Source organism: [Phormidium] sp. LEGE 05292 (genome assembly GCF_015207735.1).
GTDB lineage: Bacteria > Cyanobacteriota > Cyanobacteriia > Cyanobacteriales > Aerosakkonemataceae > Floridanema.
Genome location: NZ_JADEWG010000015.1, coordinates 1 through 22,128 on the forward strand (window position 1 = coordinate 1; position 22,128 = coordinate 22,128).

Consider the following 22,128-nt stretch of genomic DNA (forward strand, 5'->3'; position numbering starts at 1 on the left):
GGTAGGGGGATGGGGGGAGTTACAGAATTACTCTCTTCATCTCCCCATCTCCCCATCTCCCCATCTCTTCTACCCCTGACTCGTTCCAGGTAAATCTCTACTTGCCCACCATTGGGAGTGAATTTGATGGCGTTGGAGAGTAAATTCCAGATAATTTGTTGCAGGCGGGTGGGATCGCCCGATACTTGCCCAATGTTTGGTAAGACGGCAACAAGCGCGATCGATTTTGCTACAGCAGTAGTTCTAACAGTATCGATCGCAGCTTCAATTACAAAGGATAGATTCACCGAAGAAACATTTAAAGTGAGTTTGCCCCGTAGGATTTTGGCAACATCAAGCAAATCGTCAATTAATTGAGTTTGTAATCTAGCATTTCGCTCAATGGTGGCGAGGGCTTGCTTGAGGCGAAGCTCGTCAAACTTCCTGGTTTGCAACAACTTTGCCCAACCTAAGATTGGGTTTAATGGCGATCGCAATTCGTGAGACAACACTGCCAAAAATTCATCCTTAATTCTGTTGGCGCGTTCGGCTGCTTCTCGTGCTACTTGTTCTTGTTGCAAAAGCCGATCGCGTTCAATTTCCAATTGTTTTTGGTCTTCAATATCAGTTGCCGTGCCAAACCAACTGCTAATTTGACCTTGCACATTCTTTTGCGGAATTGCTTGGTGTAGATGCCAGCGGTACTCTCCATTTGCTCGCCGCATCCGACCTTCGGCTTGATAGGGAATTCCTTTTTCTACTGCCTCAGCCCAGTTTTGACTCATAATAGGCACGTCTTCAGGATGAACAACCGCTGCCCACCCCTCGATTTGGACTTGTTCCAGCGTTAACCCGGTATACTCCGTCCAGCGTTGATTGACATCTATTAACACACCTTCGGCGTTAGCTGTCCAAACCAATTGGGGAATCAATTCTGCCAAACGGCGATAGCGTTCCTTGCTTAAGCGTAAGGCTTCCTCTACTTGTTGGATATCGGTAATATCTGTATTAGTGCCAAACCAGCGCAAGACTCTGCCCTGTTCATCCCGAACTGGAACAGCGCGAGAGAGAAACCAGCGATACTTTCCATCTTTACCACGTAATGGGAAGGTATCCTCCCAAAGTTCACCTGTTTCTATACAGCGACAAAACTTTTTGAGCACCCGTTCCAGATGAGCTGGGTGATGGACTTTCTGCCAGCCCCAACCTTGCATTTCTTCCAGGGTTGTGCCTGTATAGTCAAACCAGCGTTGATTGTACCAAAAGATCCACCCGCTCTCATCTGCCATCCAAGCCAATTGGGAAATGTTGTCTGCCAGGGTACGGAAGCGTTCTTCGCTTTCCGTGAGTTCCTGTTGTGCCAGAGCGAGGTCGGTAACATCCATCACCGCTACTCCGACTCCGATCACTTCACCATTGGGCAAACAAACGGGATAGTGATTAGCGATCGTACTACGAAACACACCGGGTCTGATTTCCCCACTGAATTTCACATTGAAGACAGGTTCTTGAGTTTCCATAATCCGCAGCAACATCGGGGCAAACTGTGGTGCTATTTGCGGCACGACTTCCCACAAGGTTCTGCCCCAATGCTCGCTTAACGGGAGTCCATTGGTTTTAGCTAGGGCTTCGTTGGCATAAAGGAAGCGGAGTTCTCGATCGAACAAAGCTAGAGTAATTGGGGAAGCAGCGATAAATGCTTGCAAGATGGCTTCGCTGCGTTGACGTTCTAGCTCGATTTGTCTGCGATCGCTAATATCTTTAAACAAAATCGCAACTTTGCGGCTTTCTGGTTTTCCAATGCGAAAAGCGGAAACCTCAAACCAGCGCTTCATCACTTCCGAACCATTTTCAAAGCGGACTGGTTCGCCTGTCAGTGCGACTTTACCGTAAGTCTCAAACCAATGATCTTCTAGATTTGGCACTAGCTGACGCGCTGTTTTACCCTGTGCTTGTTTGAGTCCGGTTTGGGATTCAAATAGCGGATTCATTTCCAAAAAGCGGTAATCAACAGGCTTGTTCTGTTTGTCAAACAGCATTTCAACAACACAAAAGCCTTCATTCATCGACTCAAATAAAGCGCGATAACGTTCCTCAGTTTGTTTGCGATCGTGAATATCAATTACTGAACCGATGTATCCTTGAAACTCTCCGTCCTCCCCAAACCAAGGACTTGCAGCATCAATGCAAGAGCGATATTCACCATCCTGACGACGCAAACGATATTCTAGTTGAAAGGCTTCTCGACGCTGATTTGCATTTAAGAATATCTCGCTGGAAAGTTGGCGATCGTCTGGATGCACCGCCTCTAACCACCCAAACCCCAGTCCCATTACTTCAGTTTGCCCCGTGAACTCGTACCAGCTTTTGCTCAGATAAGTGCATTTACCCTTGGTATCTGTCACCCAAATCATCACAGGGGCATGATCTGCCATGTGGCGGAAGCGTTCTTCACTCTGGCGCAAAGCTGCTTCTACTTGAATTCGCTCAGTAATTTCTTCACAAACTGTACTGATGCCAATTACGCGATTGCCTTCCTTCAAGGGCAAAAATTGTTCCAACCAAGTGCGTTTAACTCCGGGTTGTGCCGGAGTTTCACCCTGAATTTTTACATTTAACAGCGGTTCCCCTGTTTCCAGAATCGGGCGCAAAATCTGTTCTAAAGTATCTGCCAGAGTGGGGAACAGTTCTCGCAAGGTTCGCCCAATATGGGCTTCTACAGGCAATCCATTGATTTCTGCTAATCGCTGATTGATCCGCACAAAGCGGAATTCAGTATCTAGTACATTCAAGCCAATGGGGGCGGACTGATAGATAGCTTCAATTTCTGCTAGTTGTTGCCGAATCTGTTGCTCGCTTCGCTGAACCAGTGCTTCACTGCGCTTTATATCATCAATATTAGTAATGGTGCCGATCCAACCTGTGATTTGGTTGTGAGAGTCTCGTGTCGGTATAGCTCTACAGATGAACCAGTGGTACTCGCCATCCCAACGGCGAATTCGGTATTCTGCCTCAAATGTTTGCCCAGATGCGGTTGCTTGACTCCATTGGGCAAGGGTGCGGTCGCGATCGTCAGGATGAACAACACTCAGCCCCGCTGAACCCATCGATTCGGCTTCACTCAAGCCCGTATACTCATACCAGCGTTGATTCCAATAATTCAGTACCCCTGTTGCGTCTGCTGTCCACACCATTTGAGGCATCGCTTCGGCTAATTCTCGATAGCGTTTTTGACTAGCTTTGATCGTGGCGGCGGCTTGGTTACGTTCTGTAATATCTAAAAAGGCTCCGATCGCACCGCGAATCTCGTTCTGGTCGTCTCGTAAGGGAGTCGCATAAGATAATAACTGGCGCACTGTACCATCAGGCGACAAAATCTCAAATTCTGCATCTCGCACCTCTACACCTAGTCTGGCAGCAACTTGCATCGGCAAGTTTTCGCTAAGTATTTCTTGTCCCTTTTGGAAGACTTGATAGGGAGGTTGTTCATCAGCAGGCGCACTTTTCGAGATGTTTTCGCCGTTGCTCATGCCTAACAATTGTCGCAGGTAGGCATTATTCTGCATTTGAGTGCAGGTTGGATCGGTGGCGATCGCAATTCCCACAGGAATAATATCCAACAAGGTTTGCAGTTCCACAACCCGATTTGTCAAATCCCGGTTTAATTTTTGAATTGCTGCTTCAGCTTGTTTTTGCTGGGTTAAATCCACCGCAAACACCATATACTCATCAGTGCTATCCATCCACTCCCAGGCACTGAGTAAAATGGGAACCCGCGATCCATTTGGATGCAACAGTTCCATCTCCGTTAGTGGCATAAAGCCTTGTTGCCGCAATTGTTCTAAGTTCTGTTCTGCCTGCAAAGTCAACTCTGGTGGAATAAAATCATGCCAGTTTATTCCCTGTTGCTCAAATTGTTCCCGCGTGTAGCCGTGCAGGTGCAACATGGTATCGTTCATTACTATCATTTTACCGTTGCGCGAGCCAATACCAATGCCAATGGGAGCGGTGTCAATTAGTCGTTGGGTTCGTTGCTGTTGTTGTTGGACAGAAGTTTGGTACTGTTGCTGAGTGTGTTGAATTTGTTGTTGCAATTCGGAATTTGTGTTGGCGTTAGCCTGTCGTAGGCCGATCGCACTGTCGATCGCTAAATGCAGACTGTCAGGGGTGATTCGGTCTTCGATCAGATAATCCGCTGCCCCATTTCTGAATGCCTGCACCGCTACTTCTGCATCATCACTGCCGATCGCTACGATTGGCGGACAGCGATCGCCCATCTCTGCCTTTAGTTGTCGTAGCGCATCCAAGTTACCAAAGTGCAAAGAATGGAGTTCTAGAAGAATAGCGTCAATCTTCTCTACTTGCGCTGTTACCAGATTTGAGTTATCGTATTTTTCTTTAATAATTGTGTATGTAAAATTTCCCTGTTGCTGTAATTGATACCAGTAATCGTTATTGCTCTCATCAGATTCAGCAATGATAAGAACAGTTCGGTGAGTTGACATACTAGAGATCCTATCGGCAAGGTTTTTCAGAAATTAGGCGATCGGTTAAGACATCGGGACATTTTGCTGAGGCAAGGGAACTCCTGAACAGGGAAAAAATCTTTCGCGTAACCTTGTCTTGGCTGGAGTTAGTCGAGAATACTGGTTTAATTTATTCTAGATTTTATTAGATTTTGTACAGCAAGGGAAAAAATTGCAACATCAAGGAAGTCTGTCCTGCTAAAGTTCCTTTTAATCTATCAAAAAATCACGATTCCTACTTAAATCTAAAGTCCTAAATTGAATCACCAATAACCAATGACACTCCAAGTTCTACTATACTTATCTAGTTATCGGTTGCTGCTATAACCTTGAGCGCATGACAGTTGATTCTTCTATTACTTCGGCATTGGAAAAGCTTCCTGAAACTCCAGAGGAAACAGTTCTGCCCACTGCAATGGAGACGATTACTCAGACTCAAACTAGTGCTGAGTCTGTTACTCCGTTGCAAGTTCACCTGAAAGCTGAATCAGGAAATCTGTTATTAATTTTGCCACCGCAAACTGAACTAAAGGAAGGGCCTGCGGTGTGGTCAGACCTTTGGTTACAACTAAAACAGCGTTTAAGTGCGGGGGAAAAGTTTTGGGAACCAAATACTCTGGTGCATTTAATTGCGGAAAATTGGTTATTAGATGGGCGGCAGTTACAAGAAATTGCTGAGGCGCTGGCGGAAAGTAAACTGGTGTTGAAATTAGTTCAAACTAATCGCCGTCAAACTGCTGTAGCGGCTGCTGCTGCTGGTTATTCGGTAGAACAGGAATCTGCGATCGCTTATATTAATCAATATCAGCTCACATCAACTAAACCAGGACAGCCTTTTTTAGAACCGCTTTATTTGGAAACCACTTTACGTTCAGGGGTAGAAATTCGTCACCCCGGAACTGTCATTGTGTTGGGAGATGTTAATCCTGGTAGTTCCATAATTGCTGATGGTGACATTATAGTTTGGGGTCGGTTGCGCGGTTTTGTTCACGCTGGCGCAAGGGGTAAGCGCGAGTGTTTAATTATGGCATTGCAAATGGAACCAACTCAACTCCGTATTGCTGATTTTGTAGCAAGAGCACCGGAAAATCCCCCGGCACAATTTTCCCCAGAGGTTGCTTATGTAACTGATGAAGGTATTCGCATTGCAAAAGGACTTGGTTTTCAAAGGCCCGATCTTTCTTAAAAATCTCCAAGGGCAGAAGAATTTCCCAATTATCAATTACCAACTACCGACTACCTATTACCTAAATTATGGCGCGAATTATTGTTGTTACTTCTGGCAAAGGAGGGGTGGGAAAAACTACCTCTACTGCTAATATTGGCATGGCTTTGGCATCTCGCGGAAATAAAATAGTGGTTTTGGATGCTGATTTTGGTCTGCGAAATTTGGATTTATTGTTAGGGTTGGAAAATCGCATTGTTTACACGGCTTTAGATGTAATGTCGGGTGAATGTACGCTGGAAGATGCTTTGGTAAAAGATAAGCGTCAACCAAATTTAGCGTTACTTCCGGCAGCACAAAATCGCACTAAAGATGCTGTAAATACTGACCAAATGAAGCAGTTAGTTACAGATTTGGCGCAGCAGTATGATTATGTGCTGATTGACTGTCCGGCGGGAATTGAAATGGGGTTTAAAAATGCAATTATTGCAGCAAAAGAAGCGGTGATTGTAACTACGCCGGAAATTTCTGCTGTGCGAGATGCTGACAGAGTAATTGGTCTTTTAGAAGCCCATAGTATCAAGAAAATTCATTTAATTGTGAACCGCATTCGTCCGGCAATGGTACAGGCAAATAATATGATGTCTGTGCAAGATGTACAGGAAATTTTAGCGATTCCCATATTAGGAATTGTCCCGGATGATGAGAGGGTAATTGTTTCGACAAACAAAGGGGAACCATTGGTTTTAGCTGGGAGTAATTCGCTGGCGGCGATCGCTTATAACAATATTGCCCGTCGATTAGAAGGAGAAAAAGTGCCTTTCCTAACTTTGGAAACTCCACCAGAGGGTTTATGGGAACGGATGAGTCGCTTTTTTCGCAAAAAATAGAGCTAATCTAAATTATTAGCTTCTGTTTTTCTTGTCTCTCTAAGGGATTCAGCATTCAGATAATAGCTTTTTTATGCTTTTGAATAATTCTTACTTTAAAAATCTAAGAATATCTGATTTTATTCTCTTTTGGGTAAAGTATTATGTTCAATGAGTTTCTGGAAAAATTATTTTCATGGAAAAGTGATAATAATAGTCGCGATCAGGTGAAGCGGCGATTAAAATTAGTCTTGGGACACGATCGCACAGGACTTTCTCCCCAAGATTTAGAAGAAATGCGAAAAGAGATTGTAGAAGTAATTTCTCGTTATGTTGAACTTGATACCGAAGAGTTGGTGTTTTCTATTGAAAATAACGAAAGATCTTCAGCTTTAATTGCTAATTTACCAATTCGCCGCGTTAAAAATGAAGAGAAATCAGAGCAAGTGGAAAATGAAGAGAACCTAGAAAATGAAGTTAAAGAAATTCAACTAGAAAATGAAGAGAAAATAGAAAATGAAGTTAAAGAAATTCAAACAGAAAATGAAGAGAAAATAGAAAATGAAGTTAAAGAAATTCAAACAGAAAATGACAATTAATCAATAACTAATCACAAATTAATTATGAAACCCAGATACGCTGTTATTCCTTTAGCAGGACTTGCTTCTCGTTTATATCCAGCAACTAAAGTTGTGCCTAAAGCATTGTTACCAATTCCGGGAAAAGATGGTACATTGCGTCCAGCTGTAGATTGGATTGTGCGGGAAGCTTTAGATAGTGGTGTGGAAGAAATAATATTAATATTATCTCCTCGTGATGGGGAATTAGTTACTCGGTATTTTACAGAACCACCAATAGAAAATATAGAAACTGTTGGGGGAGAACGGATTTTAAATGCTTGGAATGAGTTAAAGGATTTAGGCGATCGTTTGCGGTACGTTTATCAACAAGAACCTGCTGGTTTTGGTGATGCAGTATTGCAAGCAAAAGAAATAGTTGGTTCTCAAAGTTTTGTCTTACTTTTGGGAGATCACCTTTATCGATCGAATTCTCCGATTTCCTGCGTGCAACAAGTGTTGAGTGTCGGAGTAGAATTTGGCAAAGGTGTATTAGGAGTCTGTCGGCGCAATGAATCAGAAATTCATCAATATGGTGTTGTGGGAGTGCGGGCAATTCCTAACCAAACTAATATTTACGAATTAACTGATATGCGAGAAAAACCTTCTTTAAATACAGAAACAGCTACGCTTCGCATTCCAGGAAATCCACCACAATACTTTTGTATCTTTGGAATTTATTTACTTCCAGGTCAGTTCATGGAGTATTTAGAAAATGCTAAACAACAGCAATCTTCCAAAGAATTGGATCTTTCGGCAGCATTGCAAACTTGGATTAATAAAGATGGTGGTTTTGCTTGTGAAGTTGCAGGTAACTTTTTTGATGTGGGTACGCCAGCAAATTTCCGAAGTACAGTTATTAATTTTTCTGAATTATTCTGAAACTGCATAGGCGCAAATAGGTCAGATATATCTAAGATTAGTAGTGCTAGTTGTCAATAATTTACAAATGAGGTGACACAATTGTAATTATCAGTCAATGTGGACTAAATGAAGCAATTATGGTAGTTGCATCAAAATACTGGAGATTGGTGAGACTTGATGCCACAGGTAGGCGCAAAGTCGAAGAGATTGAGTCTGCTAAGGTGTTTTTTCAAACCGAATTTTCAGCATGGTTAAGTCAAGCAGAAATGGACGATCGCACAATTCAAAATCGTCTGTTACACTTGCTGCATGAAAGCGATCGATCTGCGTTAGCGGAAAGTTGTTTGCGCTGTTTTATTTCTAACAAAATCGATCAAATTTGCCTGCAACTAGAAGAATTGTTTGGCAAAAATCATGGTTTTACGCGCTGCGATTTATTTTCTTTCGTTTTAGATGACGTTTACCCTAAGCAACTCAAAACTAAAGCTGAGGCGCAAAATTTTCAGTACAAATCTTTGGCGACGGAAATCTTAGAAACTTTTGATTGTCACAAGGGGAGTTTTAATAGTTGGATCGCTAGATTAGTCAAACATCATCGAGAATTGAATGCTTTTTTATTACAACATGGTGTTTATTTAGTAAGTGATTGGGCGATTTTAAATGACACTAACATCAAACAATTACAGCGAATTTTTTTGGAGTTTCATCATTTAACACCTGGGGAAATTAAACAGTTTAGTTTACTTTTGGAAACTTATCATGCTGTTTATCGTCGAGATAGATTAAAGTTACGGCAAACAGGAGGAAATGGTGGACAATGTTTACCACCCACAAGTCCCCAAATTGAGGAGATGATCTCATATTTTCAGGCTAAATCTGGTATACAGTTACCATCTGAACAAGTGGTGAATCAACTCCGCAAGATGGCAGATAAATTACGAGAATATCGGATCTACATCCGAGGAGGTATGGCTAAAACTGAACCTTTATCTGATAGAGAAAATGTTGATTTAGGAAATAGTAGTCAAGATGAGGAAGAAATAGAGTTTTTAACTGCATACAGAACGGCTTTTCGGAATTGTTTAGACAAGTCTATAGAGTCAGCAATTAGCGATCGCTTAAATCGCACTTCCCGACAAAAAAACTACAGTAGTGAACAGTTTATTTTTGGGATTCATTTGTTTCATTGTCAGCAATTATCTATGAGTGAAATCGCTGCTTTAATCGGACTAGAATATCAATATCAAGTTAGCCGTTTACTCAAATTAAAGGAGTTTCGTGCCGATGTGCGTCAGCGAATGTTAAAGTGCTTACATGATTGTGTTTTACAAAAAGCAACTGCTTACACAGACCCCGATCTTCTGCCTCAATTAGAACAAAAAATCGAAGTTGCCCTCAATGAACAAATTACGCAATTAATTAATGAAGCAGAAGCAGAATCTACTACTCCAAATCGGCGGGAACAAAGCTTATTTGCTGCTAGACTTTGCCATTATTTAAAAAAAGTTTTGCAGAATTAAATTTTCCAGTTTTTCATTGAATCACAAGTATACTTCAGGGGAAAATATGAGCTATTCACCAAATAATTATACCGAGTTTAGTTTAGATTTTACAACTGTACCTACAGAAGCGATCGGACTTTTACCAGAACACATTGAGTCAGCAATAAAAATTAGCAACTCAGTTCAAAATTCAGACCAAAGATGGCTGATTTATTTGCATAGTTTAGCTTTATTTGGATTTGTAGAGTGGGTAAGAGAATGTGCTCCTGAATTATCGATTCATAAAGCAAAATGTTCTGTATTAAATCCTACACTTGCTAATTTAATTCCGGGAGTTTGTAACTTAGAGATCGGCGATTTTAAAATTTGTTTAGTAGTTCAATGTACTTTGGACGATCGAGAAATATATCTTCCCAGAGTTGCGATTGATTTGCCAGAATTTATTCCCCATTTTTATGTAATTGTAAGTGTTAGAGAAGAGTACGATCAGGTAATAGTTAAAGGTTTTATCCGTTACGATAAGTTAACTGAACTAATTTCTGAATTAAATTTACAACCTAACTTAGACTGGACTTATAGTATACCAAGTGAGTGGATAGAAAATGAGACAGAAAAACTATTATTATATTTGCGTTGTTTAGCAGCTACAGCAATTAATTTACCGGAAATTTCAGGCGGGCGCTTAGAAAAATTAGCAAGTATTCAAGCCGAAATTTCCAGTTTATTAAACAGCTTAATATCTCCAGATGTTCCATTGTGGGAAGTTTTAAACTGGGAACAATTAGCTACTATTATTAGCTTGGAATTTGCCGCCATTGCTGAAACAGAAACCGAAGACGAGTCAGCTTTAACTAACTTAGATAGTTTACTGCAAATTCTCACTAGACCAGCGTTAAATGTAGGGCTTTGGTTACAAGATAAAATGGATGAATTAGCCCAGGATTTAGCTTGGATTTTAATGCCAGCTTTCGTTACTAGTCCGGCAGCTTTACGCAGCACTACAGAGGAATTTCAATTAATTGTTGCTGATTTATTAAACCTTGGCGTAGACATTCCTACTCATGCTAGAGGTGCTTATCAAAAAATAAAATTAAGTGAGCAACAATTCAATTTATACGCGGTTACTTGGCCGTTTTTAGCGGAAAATAATGTCCCTGAATGGATGTTATTACTCATATTAGGTGCTAATTATGGCAGTACTTTACCTACTGGTTTAAAACTCCGAGTAAGTGACTCTACAGGGATTTTAGTCCAACGCAAAGTAGGGCCAAATAGTCCTGATAGTTATCTTTATATTCAAATTGCTGGTGCTTGGGATGAAAGATTTTTGGTGACAGTTAGTTTGCCCGATCGCGAAACGGGTCAAATTTTATCTGTAACTTTACCACCATTCACTTTTAGAATGCCACAATAAAAAGGGTGAAATCAAATAATCCTCAAATTTAACATTTAAAATCCAAAATCTAATGATTTCAAAGGCAGTTTACAAACTGAAAATTGAACGGATCGATCGCACCTGTAGATTTGAGTTATCTTGGGGTAACGGACAGCAACTTTTTGCTACTTTAGAATATCCTGAATCATTAACAAAACTTTATCAAGAATGGCAAAGAATTTACCTCAGTTTCTATAACTCAGCATTGCGGGGACGAGTACAAAGTAGCGGTAGCGGTGTCATGCCAAAAGTTGATTGGCACAATAAATTAATCGAAGCAGAAACGGAATTTTTGCAAGCATTTAATCATTGGTTACGTAGTGCTGAATTATTCGAGATTCGCCAGAAAATTATGATGAGTAATTCAGCGAATATTGCTACTGTAACCACTACTATTTTACTTACTTGCTATCAACTAGAATTAGAACGTTTACCTTGGGAAGCGTGGGAAATTTGCACTAATTTGGCACAAAAAAGCCAAGTTAATATTATTCGTACTCCACCCCAAATTCGCGAGGAAAACTTCTCAGAAATTCGCCAAAAACTGCGACAAAAAAGTAGAATTTTGGTAATTGTTGGTGATGATACTGGATTGCATTTTCAAACAGAATTAGCCGCTTTAAAATCTCTCTCTCGCTTCACAGAAATTAAGTTTGTTGGTTGGCAACCAGAACAGGAAGAATATATAATTCGCCAAAATGTTTGTCAGGCGATCGCAGATCCCCAAGGTTGGGATTTATTATGTTTTTTGGGGCATAGTAACGAAGCGGAAATTACAGGAGGAAAAATTGCGATCGCGCCCAATGTTCATTTAACAATTAGCGAAATTTCCCCTTACTTAACCCAAGCTAAACAACGGGGTTTGCAATTTGCGATCTTTAATTCTTGTTGCGGTTTAAATATTGCAGCTTCCTTAATTAACTTGGGATTAAGTCAAGTAATAATTATGCGGGAACAAATTCATAACCAAGTAGCAGAAGAATTTTTTCTGCGGTTTTTACTAAGTTTAAACAACTTTAAAAACGTTTATGAAGCTATGTTCTTTGCTAACGAATATCTCCAGCAAGAAAAACTGAAATATCCCTCTGCTTACCTAATTCCTTCTATATTTGGACATCCCAATGCTGAGTTATTTCAGTTACAACCAAACAGCATTAGCCAAAAATTAAAGCAACTTTTACCAACTCGAAATGAAGCGATCGTACTTTCCATATTAACAGCCGCCAGTTTATACATACCACTGCAAGACTACTTATTAGATCTCCGCATACTTACCCAAGCTGTTTATCGCGAAATCACTAATCAAATTCCCGTTCAAACAACCCCACCTCCCACCTTATTAGTCCAAATTGATGAAAAATCTATAAGGCTAGAAAAAGATATTTCTAACCCTAAACCTATGCCACGACACTATCTGGCAAAGTTAGTAGATAAACTCTCAGAATTAGACGCAAAAGTTATCGGTATTGATTATTTATTACATCGTCCTAGTGAAATAGAAAGTAGAGATAAAAGATTAGCTCAATCTCTGATTAACGCCGTTCAAAAACCTAAACCAAGTTGGATTATTTCTGTAACAAATGAAGGAATAAATGGCGAAAGATTGAAACCTTTACCAGAAATAGTTAGCCCGAATTGGAGTTTACAAGGGGAAATGAATTTAATCGGCGGATTTATGCAACTCGCCACTCCAGAAATTAATGACCCTCATGCTTTGCCTTTTTCATATTTATTAGCGATCGCTTATCAGTTAAACTTTAAAAATAAGAATAATGTTCCTCAACCACAATTACAAAGTCAGCAAGAATTTTTAATTCAGATTCAAGAATCTCTCAAATTAAAAAATAATAGCTTATTTTCCGCTAGATCCTATCTGCAACCACTTACCGAATTCTCTTATATTTTCGGTCAAATGTGGTTGCATCCTGTCATAGATTATTCAATTCCTCCAGAACAGGTGTACGATCGCATTCCTGCATGGCAATTACTCAATAATCAAATTAGCACTTCCCAAAAAAGTCACCTGCAAAAACAAGTAGTAATCATTGCACCAGGAGGTTACAAAGAAGCGGGAGTTGCAGTATCTGGATTAGACTTTTTTTCTAAACCAGCCGCAATTTGTTATTGGCGCATAGATAACGATTGCTTAAATCAACGGCGAGAATTTACAGGTGCAGAAATCCATGCTTACATGGTGCATCATCACCTCAACAATAGTATGATTATTCCTATTCCTGATTTGTGGATGATCGGAATTGCGGGATTGTTGGGTAAATTTACCCTGATAACTTTAAATAACCGTCATCGTCAGCAGGAAAAGCATAAAAAATCACTTGGTAAAAACACTTTGACATCAGAGAAAAAGCAGTGGATAATTTTAGTTATTAGTGCATTGTCTGGATATGGAATAATTAGTTTACAAACTTATGTAACCAGCGGAATTTTGTTACCTTGGTTACTACCATCGGTGACATTTTTTACTTATGCTATACCAATATTTGTGAGGAAGAATTAGCATGATTAACCAGAAAAAATTGTTAATTATATTGCTAACTTTAGGAACATTAATCACCAGTTTATTTACTATAATTGGGCAAGTTTATAGTGCTGATTCTGTTCTATTTAGGCAAGAGAAAAAACCTTTACAAAATCTACTTTTAGCACAAAGAAGACGACCTCCGCGCCCACCTATTCCGGGTGGTAGTGATTTGTATCAGGACTTAGTAAACCAAGCGAAAAAAGAGGAAACGCTTTCAGTTCGTGGAGTGAGAGTATGTCCACTTTCTCCGGGAATAGTAGGGATAAATGATACTTTTAGCGATCGACCTTTGTTCCTTTGGCAAGGAGGAAACATTCAACGAGTAGAATTACGTCGTCCCGGTTCAGAGCAAACTGTATGGGAACAAAAAGTGCCCCCCGGAGAATCAAAAATTATCTATGAAGCAACACCATTAGAAATTGGTCAAACTTACCAATGGTCTTTATATAATTCTGCTAATGATTACGTCAGTTTTATATTTCGTATTATGGGTGAAACCGAGCGTCAAGAAATTGCAGCTGAGTTAGCAGAAATAGAAAAATCGCTCAAACAACAAAACGCTACTCCCGAACAAATTGCTGTCGCCAAAGCTGAATATTTTGGCGCAAAACGCCTTTGGTCAGATGCTTTACGAGAGATTTATTTAGTAGAAAATCCCTCTGCTGCATTAACTAAAACTGCCCAAGAAATTACTAATCGACTATGTGGAAGAAGCATTTGATTCCCAATCCAGATTAACAACCTTTTTTTGATAATTGTAGAGACGTTTCATGAAACGTCTCTACAGCAAGTATTTTCAGGAATAACTATCTAAAACTTCCTCAATTCCCTGAATCCAAGCTAATAACTCTTCGCGAATATCCATTACCATTTCATATTCATCAAATTGTCCTTGTTGATCGTAGATTTGTGCAGCTTGTGTAAAGTCTTCAATTGCTGCTTGATAAGCTAAGGGATGATCGAAAGCGCAGCTAGCAAGACCGCGATGATAATAAGCATTAGCATCAGCCGGATTGAGTTTAATTGCTTGATTGTAATCAGCGATCGCAGCTTCACAATCAGTCATTTCTGCCCGGACAATGCCGCGATTTTTGTAAGCTTTTCCATACTTAGGATTTAGTTTCAAACAGTGAGTAAAATCTGCAATTGCTAATAATTGTTTGCCCAATTGATATTGACTAATACCCCGATTTAGAAAAGCCGAACCATCTTCTGGATTAATTTCTATAGCTTTGTTGTAATCTGCGATCGCACTCTCAAAATTACCTTGTTTAGCATTGGCATTCCCTCGATTGTTATAAGCCGAAGAATAAAGAGGATTGCGCCGCAAAGATTCATCAAAAGAAGCGATCGCTTCAGCTAAATCTCCCAAATAAGAAAGCACAGCACCCCGACTGTTGTAAAATACTGCATCATTTTGCTCAAGCTCAATTGCCCGGTTATAATCAGCCAATGCTGCCTCATAATCACTCAATGCAGTATGAGCATTACCTCGGTTATGATAAGCACCAGCATTATTCGGTTCTAATGCAATTACTCGATCGTAATTTGCGATCGCAGCTGTATAGTTTTCTAATGCTAAATGAGCAGTACCAAGTTGATAAAGAGCCGCAACATTATCCGGATCGTTCTCTAATATCTGATGATAATATTTTAGTTCAGCATTGTAATCTCGCACTTCCAAGCGGACAAACCACTGACTTTTATCAGCAGCAATCGCGTTATCTTGACGATGATTTTCTTGATTATCAGGTGTGCCGAATGAATTTGTTTGGTGATACATAACCTGAATAAAACCTGTGATTTACTTAACTCCTAACTTTCCGCAAACTTTATATACTAGAGCTTCTAAGCTTCTGGATTTTACTCCAAAACCAATGTTGTCCGTCATTACAGACAATATTGGAGTCAAGCGACAAGGTAAAGATATCAATCATTATGTTGGTATAGTGACCTTAAAATTACCTCAGTTTAGCGATCGACCATAACTGATCGACATGATTATCCCACAGGCTGGTGTGATAAAACTCCATTAAGGAGACATATTTCTGGTTTTTTATGTTATTTCACGATTTACTCTATGAATACTGCAAAATTTAACGCTCTTGCTATCAGTCCCAGGAAATTCAGCCAGATTTTTGCCCCATTTTTTCCTACGAGAAGACAGAAGGCAGAAGGAATACAAGTGCCAATCATCTCTAGTGTCGCCGTCGCTGGATTGGGATTTTGGCTACTTTCCGCAATTTTGACCACAATTCCCGCAAGAAGCGCAGAACGAATCGCTGTCGTTTATGGCCCAATACAATTTTCCCTTTCCGTTGAATCATTGGAAGCCTTAGTTAAGGAAGGTAAAGTCACAGAAGAATTGTCTTCATACATTGGTCAAATCGATCCCAAAAACTTAACTGACTTGCGGGAAATTATGCAAAGGCGTTTTGAAGCTAATCCCACTGTAATTTCCCAATTTACTAAAGCTCAATTAGGACAAACGGTATTAGAAAGATTAGGAAGAGTTTTACAAACAGAACAAGGACAAAATGGGGCGAATTCCTTGCGAACTGCTTTTATTGCTGCGGCTGGCGATCCTGAAGGTTTAAACTTACTAAATATGTTACGCAGGTTTCCCGATCGCATTGTCCGTGTAGACTTAACTCAAGGTTTACAAATCATTGGCGAATTTGAAAAAATTCTCCGCAATACAGAAGCCAGCATTAAGCTAATTCAACAAACATCAATAGCCGAAGCATCTGCCAATTCCAGCTTTAGTTTTAGCCAACTTCCAGACTTACGCCGACCAGGATCTTTCACTTGGCAACAAGAAACTCTCACCATCAACGACACCGAAAGAAATCGTCCTTTAATGGTCGATCTTTACCTACCCAAAACTAACACCCCAGCTAATGTAATTGTGATTAGTCATGGTGCAGCGGGAAATCGCAATACTTTATCACTTTTAGCTACACATTTGGCATCTTACGGATTTGCGATCGTTGTCATGGAACACCAAGGCGACAGCTTAAAAAGATTCCAAGATTTCTTCACTGGTTTAGCTGATTCTCCCCAACCCCAAGAATTAATCTACCGACCACTAGAAATTAAATATGTATTAGATGAACTGCAACGCCGCGAACAAACAGAACCAGCACTCAAAGGGCGATTAAACTTACAACAAGTCGGGGTAATTGGTCAATCGATTGGTGGTTATACCAGTTTAGCTTTAGCCGGAGCAAAAATTAACTTTGACTTATTAAGGAAAGATTGCTTAAATAATCAAATTTTCAACTTGTCGTTGTTAGTTCAATGTGAAATTTCTCGGCTAACTCCTGCCAATTACGAATTACGAGACGATCGAATCAAAGCGGTAATTGCTATTAACCCTTTAACGAGTAGTATTTTCGGTGAAACAGGACTAGGCCAAATTCAAATTCCAGTGATGTTTGTTGCTGGTTCTGCTGACATTTTCACTCCCGCTTTCCCCGAACAAATAGCCCCCTTCACCTGGCTAACAACACCCAATAAATATTTAGTTGTAATCGAAAATGCTAGCCACTTTTCTCTATTAGGAGGTCGTGAAGAAGATAACAGTGCTTTACCGCCATTCCCGCGCGAATTAGTCGGGCCAGATCCCGCTTTAGCCCGTCCTTATCTGAATGCGTTAAGTGTAGCTTTTTTCAAAACTTATCTCACTAATCAGCCTGAATTTCAACCATTTTTGAGTGCTAATTACGCTAGAACAATTAGTCAATTACCATTCAATTTAAGCCTTGTAGAAAAGCTTACAGCAGAGCAATTAACCGAAGCATTAAACAATAATTCAAGTAATACTGTGAAGCCAAAAAATAATCCCAATAGGTAAACCTTCGAGACTTCCGACTTCTTGAATAAGTCGGGAGTCTGGATTCTGCTATATCATTGAATTGTTATGTTTCTTCTGACTTTCACCTTGAAAGGTTGTTTTTATTTCTACACTCGCCACCCATGAATCTTCTCCCCATCATAACGGGGGTAGCTAACCCATATTTGGTATAATCTCCCATTCAAGCGACAATCAATTTACGAATTTCATCAGCCATTTTCTGACTCGAATTATCGGCTGTAATTATTTCAATTTGCTCGGAATTTCCCGCACCTAAACCTAATTCTACTGCTCTTTTAATTTGTTCTAATTGCCAAACGGAACCGCGAGAAACTGCCTCGGTTGTTCCTAATGAACGCAAAATTCCCACTGCAACTACATCAACAGCTACACGATCGATCCCTGCCAAAATCACCCCAGATTTAACTAATTTTCCAGTATCAGGCCCCCCATTGACAAGGGCTTCTACACCATCGAGTAAAACAAGTTTTGCTTGGTAAGCTTTGTTAATTTCCGCTATCATTAATCTTTGGTGCGGTGAGTTGTGCAATTCACTCATGTAATTGTAAGAATTTCCAGGAACATATTTCGCCACCATCCCCACAGTGTTTTTTAATGATAATGTGAAATGACCGCCAAAACGATGGGTTTTTAAACAACAAGTATTAATAATTGCCCCAGAATTTAAAATTGGACGGGCAAAAGCAAACCCCTGTTTCCAATGCGTACCTGCTGCGGGAAAACTCTGCCAATCTGCGGCAGATAATTCATCAAAAACAATGGTTTTTAATCCATAACGTTCTGCTAATTGAAACACGCCTTTTTTCTGCATTGCTTGGCGCGTTTCTGCCATGCCAGATCGATCGCCTATTGTAATCTGTTTCCCCCCTGCACTTTGTAACTCTTTCACCAAAGCTTCCAACATTTTGGTATCAGTAGCAGCCGGGGCAGGATCGGCGGTATTATAATTAGGTTTGAGGAAAATTGTTTGCCCAGAAATTCCTTGAGGCTGAAGTAAATCTAAAGCTTTTAAAGTACCAGCAACTCGATCGTCACTGCGAACTAACACAACTTTACTAACATTTTGTCGAGTAGATTGAGCAACAGTACTATACTCAGTTGTGGGAGTAGCAAGTTGTTTAGGTGCAATATTTTCTGCATTCGGTGAAGTAGCTGCGCGACAAGCAACTGGTAATATTGACGCGCCTGCTGCTAATCCAGCAAAACGTAAAATTTGCCGTCTTTTGTACTTAGAAAAGCGTTTGGAATGTGTCATAACTTTGTTAGTGCGATCGAACAAACTTGCCCTAAATCAGATTATAACTACCCATTTCAAAGACAACAATTACATCTGTGTTTATCTGTGGATATTTGTGGTGAAATTTTTCTTAATTCTCCGGTAATAAAGTAGTATTAATTGTGACTCCCGATGCCTGACTTAAAGCTTTTTGCATCGCCCTTTCATCAGTGAATTTTTGCTGAAGCAACCTTCCCTCTAAAACCAAGTTTACCTGACTTTCGCGAAACGGCCAAGGAGACACAGATATTTCTAAAGGATGATTTTCTTTATTCTTTAAAGTTAACGTAATTTCCCCATTAGCAGTAGGTACATTTTCAACTATTTTCTCACCAGTAAAACCATGACAAATAATTAAAGAAAGTGCATCCCAAACAGCTACTAATTTTTGATTACGTTTAACTACTTCTGGTGTAATATATGGCGAATGATAGATGTCTTCTTGCAATTTACTAATCAATTCTTCCTGAAAAGCATACTCATCTTTCAGGAAATTTTCGACTAATTCTTTTGTTTCTGGGAAATTTTCCCAACCGCGAAAGCGTTCATATAAACGAGTACCGTGTAGCGAAATAAGTAACGCCACATATCTACCCCAAGGTAGAGCTAAATTGCTGGCAGTTGACCAAATTTTAATATGATTTTTCGTTGCCAATTCAGAGAAAGAATGAGGATAACCTGTTTGGGGATTTAATGTTGGTGCTTGTTCCCAACTTAACCAACCAATATCATGTTGTTCCGCAGCTAAACAAACTGGTTGATTAGGAAAAACTTGACCAAATTGTTCGTTACCCCACATCCTTGCTAATTGTCCTGAAATCCAAGCATGGTGGGGTTGGGTAATACAAATAACTTCCTCTGGCGATGATAAACGCAGTAGCATAAATTACTCGATTTTGTGCATATTAATATCCTATCGATTTTATGGATTTTTGGTCTGTTGTAAGCGCTTTAGCGCGATTTCTTACTGAAGTAGGAACAACGGACAATTGGGTTTGTTGTAAGCGCTTTAGCGCGATTCCCACTGAAGTGGGAACAACGGACAATTGGGTTTGTTGTCGGCGCTTTAGCGCGATTTCCTACTGAAGTAGGAACAACGGACAATTGGGTTTGTTGTAAGCGCTTTAGCGCGATTCCCACTGAAGTGGGAACAACGGACAATTGGGTTTGTTGTCGGCGCTTTAGCGCGATTCCCACTGAAGTGGGAACAACGGACAATTTAAACTTTTGTTTGTGCTTGAATAGCAGTAATCGCTACTGTGTTAACAATATCGGTGACAGTACAACCGCGACTTAAGTCATTTACAGGTTTTTTCAAACCTTGTAAAACAGGGCCGATCGCTACTGCATTTGCCGATCGTTGTACAGCTTTATAAGTATTGTTTCCGGTGTTTAAATCAGGGAAAATAAATACCGTTGCGTGTCCCGCAACTTCACTACTTGGCAATTTTGTTTTTGCTACTGAACTATCAATTGCGGCATCATATTGAATCGGCCCTTCTATTTTTAAATCGGGGCGTTTTTCTCTGGCAATACAAGTAGCTTGTTTAACTTTATCTACATCTGCTCCGTGACCAGAATCACCTGTAGAATAAGATAACATTGCCACAAAAGGTTCAATACCAAAAGTTTGGGCGGTAGTTGCCGAACTAATAGCAATATCTGCTAATTGTTCAGGCGAAGGATTAGGATTGACCGCGCAATCTCCATAGACTAAAACTTGATCTGCTAAACACATTAAAAATACGCTAGAAACGATCGAACAACCTGGAACAGTCTTAATAAACTCTAATGCCGGACGAATTGTATGGGCAGTTGTATGAACAGCACCAGATACCATGCCATCTGCGGCTCCTTTGTACACCATCATTGTGCCAAAATAACTAAAGTCGTGCATGGCATCTCTGGCAATTTCTTCAGTAATTCCTTTGTGCTTTCGTAATTCTAAATAAGTTTGTACGTAGTCATCTTGCCACTCAGAGAGCAAAGGATCGAGGATATTTACCGGATTCAAATTTAACCCCAAAAGAGAGATTTTTTCTTTTATCTCCTGTTCATTTCCTAATAGAGTAACATCTACAACTCGGCGGCGTAAGAGAATTTCTGCTGCCCGTAAAATTCGATCTTCTGCACCTTCAGGAAACACAATATGTTGCTTTTTCGCCTTGGCACGCTCAATCAATTCATACTCAAACATAATCGGTGTAATTCGAGTAGAACGAGTCACTGAAATGCGTTTTTCTAGTTTGGTTAAATCTACATGAGATTCAAACAATCCCAAGGCAGAAGCGATTTTATTTTGGTTATCAGGGGTAATTTCTGCATGAACTAAACTAACCAATTTAGCGGTTTCGTAAGTATCAGTTTCGACACCAAAAATTGGAGTATTAAATTTGCGGAAACCTTCCAACAATTTCTTAACTTGGGGAGCCATATCAAAACCCCCAGTTAAAATCATTCCCGCTATTTTAGCATAATTTACTGAGAAGGTAGCAGCCAAACATCCTAATATTACATCAGCGCGATCGCCTGCCGTAATAATTAAGCCACCTTCTCGCACATGATCGAGAAAGTTTGGTAACTGCATTGCCGCTACTTTATAGCTTAAAACTTCCCGATTTAGTTGGTTGTCTGAACCATATACTAGTTTTCCATTAATTGCTTGAGCAATTTCTCTAACTGTTGGTTTACCTAAAGTTTCTTTTTCGGGAATAATAAATACAGGGTCTTCATAAATCCAGAGATTTTCTAACTGTTGAGTAACCGCTTCTAATCGCTCAGGATTTACTAAATTGACCATTGTAGCGGCAATTGTACATCCCTCTTCCATAAAAGCTTCACGTTCGGTACGAACTGCATTAACTACATCCTCTGGAGTTTTACCTTGTCCATTTGCCACAATTAATACTGGGGCGGCTAAATGATTAGCAATGCGCGTGTCAAAATTATCCACAAATGCCGGATCAATTTCTGTCGAATCAATCCCTTCACACAGGATAAAATCGCAATTTTTTTCTAAAGCTTTGTATTTTTCAATTACCTGTTTGATCAGTTCATCATAATGCCCATCAGCAACTAAATCTCGCGCTTGTTCATGTGTTAGTCCGTACTGAGATTCGTAATCAATTTCTAGATGGTAACGCTGACGGATCAAGTTGATATCGTTATCTGGTTTTTGCCCTGCATGAATTACTGGACGGAAAAAACCAAGTTTGTGGATACGCTTTGATAACAATTCCATCAGTCCTAGCAGGACAAGCGATTTACCACTGCCTGCTTCAATTGCTGCGATATATAAATTTTGGCTCATCTGAGTTTATTTAATAACTATCTTCTGATCTTCCTTAGTTGTTAGTCCCTACTCCTGATAATAAATCAAGGTTTTTTCAGGAATCAGAAGGCATTGTATTAATTACCAGGCGAGTAAAGTGTCGTCAAGCCAACAATTAGGGTAATCTTATCACTTATTTAATCATGTT

The 22,128-nt window shown here is 40.0% G+C and carries 15 protein-coding genes; 10 read left to right on the forward strand and 5 right to left on the reverse strand.

The window, feature by feature from the left end:
- On the reverse strand, window positions 1–4,484 hold a 4,484-nt coding region (locus IQ264_RS06685), incomplete at its 3' end, for a PAS domain S-box protein (RefSeq protein ID WP_193979826.1).
- A 436-nt stretch (window positions 4,485–4,920) separates the two neighbouring features.
- Here IQ264_RS06685 and minC point away from each other — a divergent pair.
- The 8 genes from minC to IQ264_RS06725 all read left to right on the forward strand — a co-directional run bounded on the left by minC (window position 4,921) and on the right by IQ264_RS06725 (window position 14,217).
- Window positions 4,921–5,691, forward strand: coding sequence for a septum site-determining protein MinC (gene minC / locus IQ264_RS06690; RefSeq protein WP_413470336.1), 771 nt, complete (start codon window positions 4,921–4,923; stop codon window positions 5,689–5,691).
- Between the two features lie 68 nt (window positions 5,692–5,759).
- Window positions 5,760–6,560: a septum site-determining protein MinD gene (gene minD, locus IQ264_RS06695; protein WP_193979830.1), complete on the forward strand. Its 801-nt coding sequence runs from the start codon at window positions 5,760–5,762 to the stop codon at window positions 6,558–6,560.
- A 143-nt stretch (window positions 6,561–6,703) separates the two neighbouring features.
- Window positions 6,704–7,138 carry a cell division topological specificity factor MinE gene (gene minE, locus IQ264_RS06700; protein ID WP_193979832.1) on the forward strand — a complete coding sequence of 145 codons (435 nt, stop codon included), beginning with the start codon at window positions 6,704–6,706 and terminating at the stop codon, window positions 7,136–7,138.
- Between the two features lie 24 nt (window positions 7,139–7,162).
- Window positions 7,163–8,038, forward strand: a complete 876-nt coding sequence (locus tag IQ264_RS06705) for a sugar phosphate nucleotidyltransferase (protein WP_193979834.1) — start codon at window positions 7,163–7,165, stop codon at window positions 8,036–8,038.
- A 119-nt stretch (window positions 8,039–8,157) separates the two neighbouring features.
- The gene (locus IQ264_RS06710; protein ID WP_193979836.1) at window positions 8,158–9,540 is read left to right on the forward strand and encodes a hypothetical protein; all 1,383 of its coding nucleotides are present in this window, start codon (window positions 8,158–8,160) and stop codon (window positions 9,538–9,540) included.
- A 46-nt stretch (window positions 9,541–9,586) separates the two neighbouring features.
- A complete protein-coding gene (locus tag IQ264_RS06715) occupies window positions 9,587–10,936 on the forward strand; it encodes a DUF1822 family protein (protein ID WP_193979838.1) in 1,350 nt (449 codons plus the stop codon).
- Between the two features lie 52 nt (window positions 10,937–10,988).
- Window positions 10,989–13,472, forward strand: a complete 2,484-nt coding sequence (locus IQ264_RS06720; protein ID WP_193979839.1) for a CHASE2 domain-containing protein — start codon at window positions 10,989–10,991, stop codon at window positions 13,470–13,472.
- A 1-nt stretch (window position 13,473) separates the two neighbouring features.
- Window positions 13,474–14,217: a DUF928 domain-containing protein gene (locus tag IQ264_RS06725; protein ID WP_193979841.1), complete on the forward strand. Its 744-nt coding sequence runs from the start codon at window positions 13,474–13,476 to the stop codon at window positions 14,215–14,217.
- A 75-nt stretch (window positions 14,218–14,292) separates the two neighbouring features.
- On the opposite strand, the gene IQ264_RS06730 is transcribed toward IQ264_RS06725, so the two are convergent.
- The gene (locus tag IQ264_RS06730; RefSeq protein WP_193979843.1) at window positions 14,293–15,279 is read right to left on the reverse strand and encodes a tetratricopeptide repeat protein; all 987 of its coding nucleotides are present in this window, start codon (window positions 15,277–15,279) and stop codon (window positions 14,293–14,295) included.
- Window positions 15,280–15,295: 16 nt separating this feature from the next.
- Between IQ264_RS06730 and IQ264_RS06735 the strand changes: the two genes are divergently transcribed.
- Together IQ264_RS06735 and IQ264_RS06740 are read left to right on the forward strand one after the other, a co-directional pair.
- The gene (locus IQ264_RS06735; protein WP_193979845.1) at window positions 15,296–15,484 is read left to right on the forward strand and encodes a hypothetical protein; all 189 of its coding nucleotides are present in this window, start codon (window positions 15,296–15,298) and stop codon (window positions 15,482–15,484) included.
- Between the two features lie 92 nt (window positions 15,485–15,576).
- A complete protein-coding gene (locus IQ264_RS06740; protein WP_193979847.1) occupies window positions 15,577–17,352 on the forward strand; it encodes an alpha/beta hydrolase in 1,776 nt (591 codons plus the stop codon).
- Window positions 17,353–17,533: 181 nt separating this feature from the next.
- Here the strand turns inward: IQ264_RS06740 and IQ264_RS06745 are convergent, their stop codons facing one another.
- The 3 genes from IQ264_RS06745 to pta form a co-directional block, all read right to left on the reverse strand.
- Window positions 17,534–18,628 carry a DUF362 domain-containing protein gene (locus tag IQ264_RS06745; RefSeq protein ID WP_193979849.1) on the reverse strand — a complete coding sequence of 365 codons (1,095 nt, stop codon included), beginning with the start codon at window positions 18,626–18,628 and terminating at the stop codon, window positions 17,534–17,536.
- Between the two features lie 112 nt (window positions 18,629–18,740).
- Entirely contained in the window at window positions 18,741–19,532 is a 792-nt protein-coding gene (locus IQ264_RS06750; RefSeq protein WP_193979851.1) for a DUF3891 family protein, read from the reverse strand.
- Window positions 19,533–19,868: 336 nt separating this feature from the next.
- The gene (gene pta / locus IQ264_RS06755; protein ID WP_193979853.1) at window positions 19,869–21,959 is read right to left on the reverse strand and encodes a phosphate acetyltransferase; all 2,091 of its coding nucleotides are present in this window, start codon (window positions 21,957–21,959) and stop codon (window positions 19,869–19,871) included.
- Window positions 21,960–22,128: the final 169 nt, after the last annotated feature.

Bases quoted from the DNA above. Each gene is read 5' to 3' on its own strand.
- minC (WP_413470336.1), top strand. From the start codon at position 4,921: ATGGAGACGATTACTCAGACTCAAACTAGTGCTGAGTCTGTTACTCCG.
- minD (WP_193979830.1), top strand. From the start codon at position 5,760: ATGGCGCGAATTATTGTTGTTACTTCTGGCAAAGGAGGGGTGGGAAAA.
- minE (WP_193979832.1), top strand. From the start codon at position 6,704: ATGTTCAATGAGTTTCTGGAAAAATTATTTTCATGGAAAAGTGATAAT.
- IQ264_RS06705 (WP_193979834.1), top strand. From the start codon at position 7,163: ATGAAACCCAGATACGCTGTTATTCCTTTAGCAGGACTTGCTTCTCGT.
- IQ264_RS06710 (WP_193979836.1), top strand. From the start codon at position 8,158: ATGGTAGTTGCATCAAAATACTGGAGATTGGTGAGACTTGATGCCACA.
- IQ264_RS06715 (WP_193979838.1), top strand. From the start codon at position 9,587: ATGAGCTATTCACCAAATAATTATACCGAGTTTAGTTTAGATTTTACA.
- IQ264_RS06720 (WP_193979839.1), top strand. From the start codon at position 10,989: ATGATTTCAAAGGCAGTTTACAAACTGAAAATTGAACGGATCGATCGC.
- IQ264_RS06725 (WP_193979841.1), top strand. From the start codon at position 13,474: ATGATTAACCAGAAAAAATTGTTAATTATATTGCTAACTTTAGGAACA.
- IQ264_RS06730 (WP_193979843.1), bottom strand. From the start codon at position 15,279: ATGTATCACCAAACAAATTCATTCGGCACACCTGATAATCAAGAAAAT.
- IQ264_RS06740 (WP_193979847.1), top strand. From the start codon at position 15,577: ATGAATACTGCAAAATTTAACGCTCTTGCTATCAGTCCCAGGAAATTC.
- IQ264_RS06745 (WP_193979849.1), bottom strand. From the start codon at position 18,628: ATGACACATTCCAAACGCTTTTCTAAGTACAAAAGACGGCAAATTTTA.
- IQ264_RS06750 (WP_193979851.1), bottom strand. From the start codon at position 19,532: ATGCTACTGCGTTTATCATCGCCAGAGGAAGTTATTTGTATTACCCAA.
- pta (WP_193979853.1), bottom strand. From the start codon at position 21,959: ATGAGCCAAAATTTATATATCGCAGCAATTGAAGCAGGCAGTGGTAAA.